We start from the raw sequence: 10,000 nt of genomic DNA on the forward strand, positions 1-10,000 counted from the left end.
GAGGCGGCATCACTGGCGCCGTAGTGAACCGGCCATTTTAATTGTCGCCGACCGGCCAAAATAATTGACGCGAGATACACCACGCATGATGCTATCCATCACTTCACGCTGGATGTCATCAAAGTAATCGGACGATAGTGATTTGATCAGCGCGACGTTACTTTCCACCGAGGCATCAAAAAAATCACCCAGGCTTTCCCGCGTTACCAGCGCAGACATATCAATGCCTATTGACCGGTTAATCTGCTCAACAAACGCACTGGATGAATCAGACTCAGCCCGACTGACCACGGTTTGAGCCAACCGGTGAAACTGTGCTTGCAGTGTTGCCGAGTAAAACTGCTCTGATGCCTGGCGGATGGCCTCTTTAATCAGATCAGTAAGAAAGCTATCGGCGGTGTAGTTGCGACGTAGCACCGGAATGAGCACAGATTCGACCGAGCCGGCCATTAAGCGGATTAACGCCCGTAACTGGCCGTTGTAGAATTTCTCGGTATCGTCATTCAGCGTTACCGGTCGGATCGGCTTCCTTCGGGTCTGGGACACTGTTGCCATTCGGGCCTTCAGTTTGTCCCAGCCGGAATTGATAATCACCGTCCCGGTCGGCGCTTTCATCGTCTTCGATGCGGGTAATATCAGATTCGTCGATGCCATAAAGCCCCTGATCCATCAATTTACGTGCAACTTGCGACGGCTTGACGACCCTCTGTTGCAGGCGAATATCATCAGCCTGTGCGTCAGCCAGACGCTGATCATGAAGTTCGCTATCGCTTGGCTGCGCCAACGGTGAAAACTCGAAATCGTAGCCATCGGGGATCGCACCCAAAGTTGAGCGGATCCAAACAGCATCAAGATTGCTGAGGAACGGCCTGTATTTTGTCGTCTGCTGCCCGCGAATATTGTTGTTGTAGTTGTTCATATCCCCCTGACCAGAATCACCGAGCCCTTTCGCCTGCACGCCAAATAGGCGCGTCATGGGAATACCAGCGGCCCCCGATGTCCACTCCATCAACACCGCGAGGATTTCGCCTAATCCACCAAATGAGATCGGCTTGCGATCGAAGGCTTCATTCGAATCCAGCAGTGCCAAGCGAAAAAGGGATTTCATCATACCGAACAAGCGGTAACGCTTTGCTATCGCTTCATCCATATCGCCAGTGGACAGATCATTACTCAAGTTGGTGCGGGTTATGGTGTCGACGTTGGCCTCCAGAATCAGAGACGCTATGCCACCTTTTGCCGCCACTGAATCCTTGATGTCGTCCAAACAGCGCCGCAACTGGCTATCATCCCACCCACCATTAATCAGCCGTAGCCTCATTGGCAGTGCCGCACCTGGAGCAACAACAAAATGGCTGTGGTGAATATTTTGCAGCCCACCGTTTACCCGGTACACCTCCGGGCGCATGTAGTTATCTGCCAGAATATTGGTGACGTTATAATCGAACCCGTTGATCAGCATGCGGTCGAGCACCTTTAGCTGCTTCAGCGAACCCTTTTTAATTTTTTTCAGGTTTAACGGTTTTGCGAGGTCTTGATCTGTAAGCATCAATACCCCGGCACCGCCATATACTCCTGCCCAACGAAACGCATCTTGAGTAATGCTCTGGATACCGAATTGCTTTTCGGCATCCTGTAGCACCTTCGCGTCGTCAGTTGAGAACGTGCGCCATTCCCGCGTTGCATCCTCAACAGGAAAATCAACTATGGCGCGTGCTACCCAGTTTTCGATGTATGCAGACTCCATTTCGGCAAAGTCCTGCATAGTGCCGAGCATAAAGCGGTTATGTGTCCGGCGGTCCCGTTCGGTCCCCATTCCGGTCATTACGTTTTCGAGTCCGTCAGCCGTCAGGCGTATACGCGGCTTGCCGCCAACGTCAGGTGGTGACCGTTTTTTCATTTTTACACCCAGTCTTTTTCAGAGATCCCCAGGGCGGAAATCAGTTCTATATCGATCGCATCCATCCAGGTATCCAACATGTCATCATTCGCGTGGCTGTCGTCGGCAGAAAAATCAGCACATTCGGCCAAACCGGGCAGCACCCAATCGGTTGCCGCTGCGATCCTACCGTCGTGATACTTCACATAAGCGACTTTTCGGCCATCGTCGGCCATGATGGCGGGTACATAGACAGTGCCGGTTTTGATTTGAGGTATGACGTTCAGGCAACGGATCAGCTTGTTCTGCCCGGCACCGCGAGGAATTTCCAGGATCGGGATGCTTTTACGTTTTTTCAGCGTGGTGATCAGACCCTGGCCCGCCTGTTTATCCTCTATCGCCATATGACGAAGCGGTGCCGGCTGGCGAGGGTTATGCGGCTTCCATTTTTCCCACAGCTCAACCGCCTTTTTCAGCAAGTCTTCCGGGTCCCAACGACCACGCACACTGTCGATGATGTAGAGATTTTTAGCCCGGTCGACACCCACCAGCGTGAAGACCGTGTAATCGTTATAGTCCTCAACTTTCCCGCTGTTTGTATCCACGTAAACGGCGCGGTGAGTCAGTAACGGCAGTGTTTCGTAACGGGGGAACCAGGCTGTATCAATCAGACCACCGGTCAGTGCCCGCGGGCGCTGCATGTACTGGCTCCAAAACGTGTATTCGTCGCTTTCCCACAGTTTCAGCAGGTCGCCGATGTACTCGTTTTCCGGCCAGTAGGACCAATACCGGACACCGTTCACCACCACGCTTTCGGTGTTTTTTACCTGGCTCCAGCACATCGAACGCCACGGTTCAGCCAGTGAATCGATAAATTCTTCACTGACCAACGCCGGGATCGCGACGTGGTGGAAATCTACGCCCATGCCGCCGGCCAGCATAAAACCGGTAGCGTCTTTCATATGCAGACGTTGCTGGATGCTGACGAACGGGGTCGGATGATCTTTTGACTTATCACCACGACGAGAGCGGATGGTATTCACCAGCAAGCGGTTGGCGGCATCCCGACGAGATGCAGAAAACATATCGTCGGGCTTGTTGTAGTCGTCCAGACAGACGAAACCAGAAAAATCAGGCCCGGCGTAACCTCCGCGTCCGCCGGTGATCTGACCGCCACTTGAGCGTGATACGGTTTGCCCGATAGAGCGGCCCTTCGTATCGACAATTTCCCATTCTTCCGCCTGGTTGACGCCAAAGCTGCACGGCCAGAATTCCTGATATTCCCGACTCAAGATCAGGTCGCGGGTACGACGAGAATTTCGCTTTACCAGCGTATCGGCAAAAGAAATATTCAGGTTGCGGAATCTGCGTAACTTCTCGGTCTGCACCAACATGTTCACGTAAGCGGGCAGATGTATCGAAAAGAACTCCGTTTTTGTGCCACCAGGTGGAATGTTGACGATCAGGTTGCGCGGCCGTAGTTCGCCTTTTATCAGGTCATCGATTTTCGAGGCCATAAGGCGATGATGCCAGTTGACCATCATCCGCTGACCGCTCTGAAGCTCGAACTGCAACCGGGTAAAATTGAGGAAGCTTTTTTCAGACTTGGCTTTCAAGGCTACCCGCGCAGGAAAATCGAGATCCTCCCATTCGAGTATTCTCATTAGTCCAGATCCCCAAATTCATCGTCGAGTGATGAAGCAGCAGCGCGGTAATCATCAGGGCTATATTGATTGACCGGTGGTTTATCACCACTGCCTCCATTGCGAAGGTTCGCGATTTCGACTTTGATTTTTTCATTGCTCAGGCGAACACGTTCGATTTCAAGTAGCCGAAGTTCTCTTTCCTGTTCACTGGAGGCAAGATTGTGGAAAGCAGCGAGGTTTTTTAATGCCGCATCCTGATCACGCATCATAACCTCGATCCCGAACTTGGTTTTCTTCACACCGGCGATCAGCCGACGGGCTGGCCCGACAACATCCCGCGTATCGGACAGATGGACATCAGCCAAGCCTTCGCCGGCACATTTAGGGCAATCGGGGTTTGGATCATCGTTCGGGATAAATCCAAGGCCACCGTATTCAGGCTCAGGCTTACTGTCCTTCGACGCTTTTTCTGCGGCCTTGTCGAACTCTTCAATGTCGCGCCACTGGTAAAGGAAATTTTCTCCCCAGCAATACCGGCAGCAGCACCGGCGCATCTGTGAAATCTCGCCGGGATCTGCAATCGCTATTTCATGCCAGTGCTTGAGAATGTCCTGAGCACTTAATATTGCGTGCTCACTCAACTGCTCAATACCCTGGTTAATGGCTCTCGCCACCGAAGGCTTGCGATACAGCAGCCGGGCGTTTCTTTCGCTTCCGGTATAACCAGCCTTACGGTATGCCTCGTACTTATTTCGGCACTCCAGATAGTAGGAAACTAACAGTTTTTCTTTATCGGAGAGATCTGCGCAAAAAGAGGATCTTTCCGGATCCTGTTTTGCGCAGTTTTTTACTGCCCTTCTCTTTCCCTTCCCCTGTTCTGGCGCGGTGTCATTAGGATTCTGCGCAACAACCTGCGCAGTTTTTTTTTGCGCATTATTCTGCGCAGACTTTTTTATGTAGCGGCGGGCTGTGTCATAAACCAATCCCTGCTTTTCACACCAGTCTTTCAGCTTTATCCCCGTACTGGTGTGAGCGGCAGCAAACTGAGATTGCAGCTCCTTCCAGTCGGGTTTGCTCATCAATCACTGTCCTGTTGTTTCTCGCGCCTCAGCAGCTCTTGAAATGCTCGCGGATCTCCGCCTTTGGCTTTTCGGTATAATGCTGTCCGTATTTCTGCTTCTCCTTTTGCCCTACCTTTTCGAATGGCCTCGCGGAATGCAGCAATCTCCCCCGGCTCCTTTTTCAGTTCGCCAAGGTCAATATCAAGCACATCAGCAATTTGTTGTTCGGTCATCCGGCAAGCAGCCAGCGACTCAACCTTACGGTAAGGGATCATGCATCACCCCCGTTTTTATTCGGGGAGGATTTCCGGTATTTTTCGTGCAGTATTTTTACAGCAGCGTTATTCCATGAGACTTTGTGGTGAATACGTTTGTGAAGGGCCCCCATCAGTGAAATTTTTACGCATGATGGAGAAAACATCACCGAGTAAAAGCTTTTCACGTATGTACCTGAATCCAAGTACAGCTCTGTCATACCGCCGGAGTTGGTTTGCGTCTGCTTCTGCAATAGCTGGACTGCCCCGACGGTCATGAATAACTCACCCCGGCGGCCAAGGTTCGTATACGTATTCACGTCTTCGTTCACGCGCCCCATAAAGGCGAATGGGCGGTCCGTTGAGCAGATGAAGCTATTCATCGCCTTACGCTTAAGCCAGGCCGCATTTTTATCACCGCCACTTCCGAGAAAATCGCCACCTTGAGCCATAGCGATCGACGCTGCGGGGATTGATTCGTAGTACGCCAACATTTCGCACAAGATGGCGTCCAGATCCTGAATGAGCGTATACCCAGCCTCCAGGTCTTTACCTACGCGAAATTGAAAGGCAGTGTAATCGTCATCCAGTTGGATGAAGTATTTGCACCTTACTTTTTTCGCAAGGTCGAAACAGGCGTTGCGGGCGTAGAAAATTGAACGCCGATCGCCGAAGTTGTCAGCCTCATCAAACCGGGCGGCAATCTCCGATTTCGAGAAGGTAAGCACATTGTCGCCGAATTGCTCAATGTACTGCTGACGGGTTTTATCCTCGTCATCGATAACGATATAAACTTTCCCTGTGTATCCTTGTTTCCTCAACTGCCGGTAGGTATAAATTTTATCGGGCCGGCCATGCGTCAAAATAAACGCGCAGAAATCCTCACGCATCGCCGTCCTCCTCATCACCGTACACGATATCAACCATGTTTTTGGTCATGTGGACGAAACCATTCTCGATAGCCTGCCCGTAATCAATGATTACCAAGGCGGACTCTTCAAATAATGCCTGGATCTCCGCCGGTGCACTGGCGTAATAGTCGGCAATTTTGTTGAAGTTGAAAACAGTGTGGCGTTCTGCCGCGCACATCAAAAATGCGGCGATCTCCTTGGGAAGATCCGCTGCCTTGATGTTCTTCAAAAGGCTTCGCGTTTTTGTCTCATCGTACAGCTCAGAAATGGCCGGCGTAACTTCCGATGGCTCATAAACCGGCGTGTCGATTTTTGCTGTATACGGATCATCGCCCGCTTCCTGCGGCTCGTCATCCGCGAATAAAGCATCCAGCTCTGACTCATCAAAGCCAGTTAGCGAAATATCGAAATCCGCATCCAAGAGATCAGCCAGCTCCAGACGAAGCATATCGTCGTCCCAGCCTGCACTCAGTGGCAATTTATTGTCAGCGATGCGATATGCCTTTTTCTGCTGGTCATTCAAACCAGCCAGAACGATGCAAGGAACCTCATCAAAAACCAACAGATCAGCCGCCATCACCCGGCCGTGACCAGCGATAATCTCACCGCTTTCATCGATCAGCACCGGGTTTGTCCAACCGAACGCCTCGATGCTATCAGCGATTTTACGCACCTGCTCGTCAGTATGCGTACGGGAATTTCTTGCGTAAGCAATCAACGAATTGAGCGATCGATAGACAATCGCCAGCGCCGATTGATTTTTTTCTTTGGTCATTTCAGAGGATCCAATACTATGGCCCTGCTCTCGAGAGCAAGTGGGCCTTGGTTCATACTCATCATGACGAGTGTGTGGGTATGAATGGCTGTCGGTAGCTCCAACTACCGATGGCCGCCCACCTTCCTTTAGAATTTTCTGCTGACCTCTGGAATACCCACTCGGGAATACCGCCAACCACCATCTACGAATACAGATCGTTTATGCTGATTTTCTTTGTGGCCAACGCAAAAATTCAGAACAAAATAAAAACCACCAGCAGATAACGGTCAGGGTGACCAGGCAGGATCCGCCGGTGATTTTGCTTGCGCATTATCGATGGCCCTCGTAAAGGCCATCTGTAATGCCATCAGTCCAACTGCAGAACGCCGTGATCTTCCGACTCCGAATAGGCGATCAAGCCGTTGTACTCAGGAACCTCGCCATCCTCAGCCTCAAACGCTGGAATAGTGCCGGTGGTAATGGTGTAGGACGGCTGGCCTTCCTCTTCTGCGAAGCGTGCCAGCTCTTTAATCTGCTCTAGGGTCAGAACCGTCTTCGCCAGCGACGATAATGCAGGCAAGAGCTGTTCAGCCAGCGCTACGGAAAACGCAGTTGCATAAGTCTCCCCACCGTTTGCCTCTTCGTCGCCGAACTCTGCCGGGTCATATTGCTTCATGAACGCTTGAATACGTTGGGCTAACTGGTCTTTCATTATTTTCTCCCGGCGGTTTCCCGCCATTGGTTAAGCGTGGCCACCTGGCCGGCACAGATTGATAGAGCTGTCTGGAGCGCCAGCGCATAGCTGCCAATGTCGCCCCAAGTGTCGCCTTGTAACGTTGGCACCTCGCACGGCTTGAATACGGACTCAGGGGGCAACAGAACGATAGGCTCCGGTGGAGCCGGTATCCTTTCCGCGCAAGAGGTCAAGCACAGCGACAGGAGCAACGCGGCGAGCACACTCGTCGTTTTTAATGGCATCCTCATACTTCCTCTGGTAGATTTCGCCCCGCTGGCGCAGCTGCTGCTCTCTCCGTTGCTGTTCGGCCATCATTGCGCGATTACGGGCGTCATCCGCGCGCAATGTAGTGATCAGCCCAGCCTGCTGCGCCAGCGTCTTCTGTTGCTCCGCCGACTGCCTCCGTGCCAGTTCCAATCGATGTGATAGCAATGAGCTGTAGCCGCCCAGGCTAATAGCCACCAGCAGCAAGATCACTAAACCGCCCTGCGTCAGTTTTTGCAGCCAGCCGGTCATGCCGGAAAATCCTTCACTGAAAGTTGGAAGTGCGGGCCGTCTTTCAGGGTTTTCCAGTCACCGCCCCACTCGATCACCGTGCCCAACTCTTTGCCGGCCTGCTTAAACGCCGCGGCGATCTGCTCGTAATACTTCCATTCCCAGCTGATGTTGGCGCCCAAATACGCAACCACATCCACCGCGTGCCCGGTCAAGTGGCGACTTTTCAGCGTTTGGCTTTTTCCGGTCCGTACCATTTCACGTTGGCGCTCCATCGTGCGAAGCCCCTCAGTAATGCCGAAATCCACTGGTGATAATTCAAGAGCGCGGCGGGCGACGGCAATCAGAGCAGGATTGACGCCTTGCAGATTTTTTTTGCTGCGTTCGCTGAAAGAAAAATTAGTCAATTTTTGCCTCCCATTCTCTTATCGGCGATTTCCTTTATCCGATTGCTGAAATATTTAGTCCCGAGGAATCCAACGAAAACACTGGCGAGATATGCCCAATCCGTACCAACGCCAATTACTGTCAAGCCGTCTTTAACGAACCAGCCAAAAATCGAGCAAATTAGCGCATCAAATAATGATTTCCAGCCGCCATCACCTTCGTATTTACTGCGCAAATACGCCATCACGCCGGCGAGGACTGCGGCAATCCCCTGCTCTTTGACTGACGAAATCCAGTCTGTAAAAACGGCCCACCATTCGGGGCTTTTATGAGGCATTTTCATATATCCTTACCCCGCTGGGCATCAGAAATTAAAAAGGCCGCGTTTAAACGCAGCCTCAAACACTCAACCTAAGCAACCCCCTATTATTTCATGAGTTACTCTGAGTCATCCCACTCCTTGGTAATAAACATTGAAACAACCCCACCAAGAATAATAAAGGCAGAAATAATCAAAACTTTAAGCATGAAATTAGAGGTCAAATACGGAAGTGTGATTATCGAAAGTAACGCAGCAATAACCATGCATACATATCGAAAAACAATCTTTAAGTACTTGGTTTTAATTTTAAACATGAGCCATCCATAGAGTTGATACAAATTACTATTAGTGTGGGGAAAGATTATACATCAAAATCAGTTTGAAATTTAACCCGAACACCTCTACAACACTAACTTTAAATCCTTGCTGCACGGCGCTATGACAGGGGTACTGATGCAATGCATCTCGCGAATACCCCTGTCGTATCGCCGTAAAACAAAAAGCCCCGAATTAACGGGGCTTGCTATGTAATCAAATTGTCGCTTCTTGTCGCTGCCATCGTGGCGCAGCTCTGCCAAGCATGAATGAATTATCTAACTTTCTGGGTAAATTTCAAGTTTTTTTTCAAAATGTTCACGATCAGCGATTTTTTGCCGATAAAAAAACCTTGGCTCTGAATATTTGCAGACACCATTTCACTCTTTCTCTGGCTTGCTCCACTGTCAGCCACGGTGCAATTTGCTGTAACTCGCGGGTGATATCTGAGATTTTTTTGCGTGAGGTGTAATAGCTCACACCAACAACATATACCGGTTCGCTCACATCGAAAGCCTGCAAAACACACTGCTCAATAAAATTGATATCATCATCGTGAATAGCGTTATCTATTGCGTTGGCAGCAGGTTTAGGCCATAAAATTGCGCGTGCGCGATTTAATGCCTGCTGTCCCTGGAACCCCTCATCACGAGCCTGCTTAAGCGCGGTGGTGAACCGCTCTAACGATTTATCAGACCACCGGCTTCCTTTCACCATACGCCAGCAAGAATGGCTCCTCGGCTTTAGCGGAGTGGTTCTCCCCCCCATACTCTCCCCCCAAACAGAGAGTAGCGATTTAACCCATGCAGACTGAATGCCCGTGAGCAATGCAGGACGGCCCAGATAGCGTTTGTGTGAAACTTTCGCCACTTCATTAAGAGCGTTGAGGTGTTTACGTCGTTGTTGTGGTGTCATTTTGCAATCACCTCATTCTGCCACAGAGGCAAAGGCTCTTTACATCCTGCCCGGCGGATCCGCGATTTAGCATTACGCTCAATCTGGATAAGCCTTTCGATATTCTGACGACGCTGCTTTTCTTCGCGCCGGAGATATTCAACGGTATCTACCAGTTGCACCTCTCGCCGTGCAATAGACAGCAGATAATCGAACGGGTCCAGAACAGTAGCACGCCTGCGGCGTGAGCTCGTCTGCTGCGCAGCCGAAGTACTTTCCCCCTTCATCGCCACGACTTATACTTTCCCTGCTTTCTTACCTAAAAACTCATATCAATCGGATA

The 10,000-nt window shown here is 50.9% G+C and carries 13 protein-coding genes and 1 pseudogene; all 14 read right to left on the bottom strand.

Annotated elements, in window-relative coordinates; translation table 11 throughout:
• Positions 1-9: 9 nt before the first annotated feature.
• Positions 10-555, bottom strand: coding sequence for a hypothetical protein (locus AC4PR2_RS26450; protein WP_492175726.1), 546 nt, complete (start codon positions 553-555; stop codon positions 10-12).
• Entirely contained in the window at positions 500-1,900 is a 1,401-nt protein-coding gene (locus tag AC4PR2_RS26455; RefSeq protein WP_197793958.1) for an anti-CBASS protein Acb1 family protein, read from the bottom strand. Before AC4PR2_RS26455 ends, AC4PR2_RS26450 begins: the two co-directional genes overlap by 56 nt.
• 2 nt (positions 1,901-1,902) lie before the next feature.
• Entirely contained in the window at positions 1,903-3,543 is a 1,641-nt protein-coding gene (terL, locus tag AC4PR2_RS26460; protein WP_197793959.1) for a phage terminase large subunit, read from the bottom strand.
• On the bottom strand, positions 3,543-4,604 hold the full coding sequence (locus AC4PR2_RS26465) for a terminase small subunit (RefSeq protein ID WP_492175727.1): 1,062 nt from the start codon (positions 4,602-4,604) through the stop codon (positions 3,543-3,545). The genes terL and AC4PR2_RS26465 overlap by 1 nt, the downstream gene beginning before the upstream one ends.
• Positions 4,604-4,861, bottom strand: coding sequence for a hypothetical protein (locus AC4PR2_RS26470; protein WP_440530559.1), 258 nt, complete (start codon positions 4,859-4,861; stop codon positions 4,604-4,606). The genes AC4PR2_RS26465 and AC4PR2_RS26470 overlap by 1 nt, the downstream gene beginning before the upstream one ends.
• Positions 4,858-5,730 (bottom strand): GREB1-related protein, encoded by an 873-nt coding sequence (locus AC4PR2_RS26475; protein ID WP_492175728.1) that lies wholly within the window; start codon positions 5,728-5,730, stop codon positions 4,858-4,860. Before AC4PR2_RS26475 ends, AC4PR2_RS26470 begins: the two co-directional genes overlap by 4 nt.
• Positions 5,723-6,526, bottom strand: coding sequence for a ParB N-terminal domain-containing protein (locus tag AC4PR2_RS26480; protein WP_492175729.1), 804 nt, complete (start codon positions 6,524-6,526; stop codon positions 5,723-5,725). The genes AC4PR2_RS26475 and AC4PR2_RS26480 overlap by 8 nt, the downstream gene beginning before the upstream one ends.
• Positions 6,527-6,875: 349 nt before the next feature.
• A complete protein-coding gene (locus tag AC4PR2_RS26485; RefSeq protein ID WP_492175735.1) occupies positions 6,876-7,070 on the bottom strand; it encodes a hypothetical protein in 195 nt (64 codons plus the stop codon).
• Between the two features lie 149 nt (positions 7,071-7,219).
• Positions 7,220-7,492: an Rz1-like lysis system protein LysC gene (lysC, locus tag AC4PR2_RS26490; protein ID WP_492175730.1), complete on the bottom strand. Its 273-nt coding sequence runs from the start codon at positions 7,490-7,492 to the stop codon at positions 7,220-7,222.
• Positions 7,374-7,760 (bottom strand): DUF2570 family protein, encoded by a 387-nt coding sequence (locus AC4PR2_RS26495; RefSeq protein WP_492175731.1) that lies wholly within the window; start codon positions 7,758-7,760, stop codon positions 7,374-7,376. Before AC4PR2_RS26495 ends, lysC begins: the two co-directional genes overlap by 119 nt.
• Complete coding sequence (locus AC4PR2_RS26500; RefSeq protein ID WP_492175732.1) at positions 7,757-8,146, bottom strand: M15 family metallopeptidase; 390 nt, start codon at positions 8,144-8,146, stop codon at positions 7,757-7,759. The genes AC4PR2_RS26495 and AC4PR2_RS26500 overlap by 4 nt, the downstream gene beginning before the upstream one ends.
• A complete protein-coding gene (locus AC4PR2_RS26505; protein ID WP_492175733.1) occupies positions 8,143-8,463 on the bottom strand; it encodes a phage holin, lambda family in 321 nt (106 codons plus the stop codon). Before AC4PR2_RS26505 ends, AC4PR2_RS26500 begins: the two co-directional genes overlap by 4 nt.
• Positions 8,464-9,087: 624 nt before the next feature.
• Entirely contained in the window at positions 9,088-9,678 is a 591-nt protein-coding gene (locus tag AC4PR2_RS26510; protein ID WP_492175734.1) for a hypothetical protein, read from the bottom strand.
• Positions 9,675-9,899 (bottom strand): annotated as a pseudogene (locus tag AC4PR2_RS26515) (hypothetical protein); the annotation flags it as partial. The gene AC4PR2_RS26510 and the pseudogene AC4PR2_RS26515, both read right to left, overlap by 4 nt.
• Positions 9,900-10,000 lie beyond the last annotated feature (101 nt).

This window comes from Serratia sp. A07, assembly GCF_058725505.1.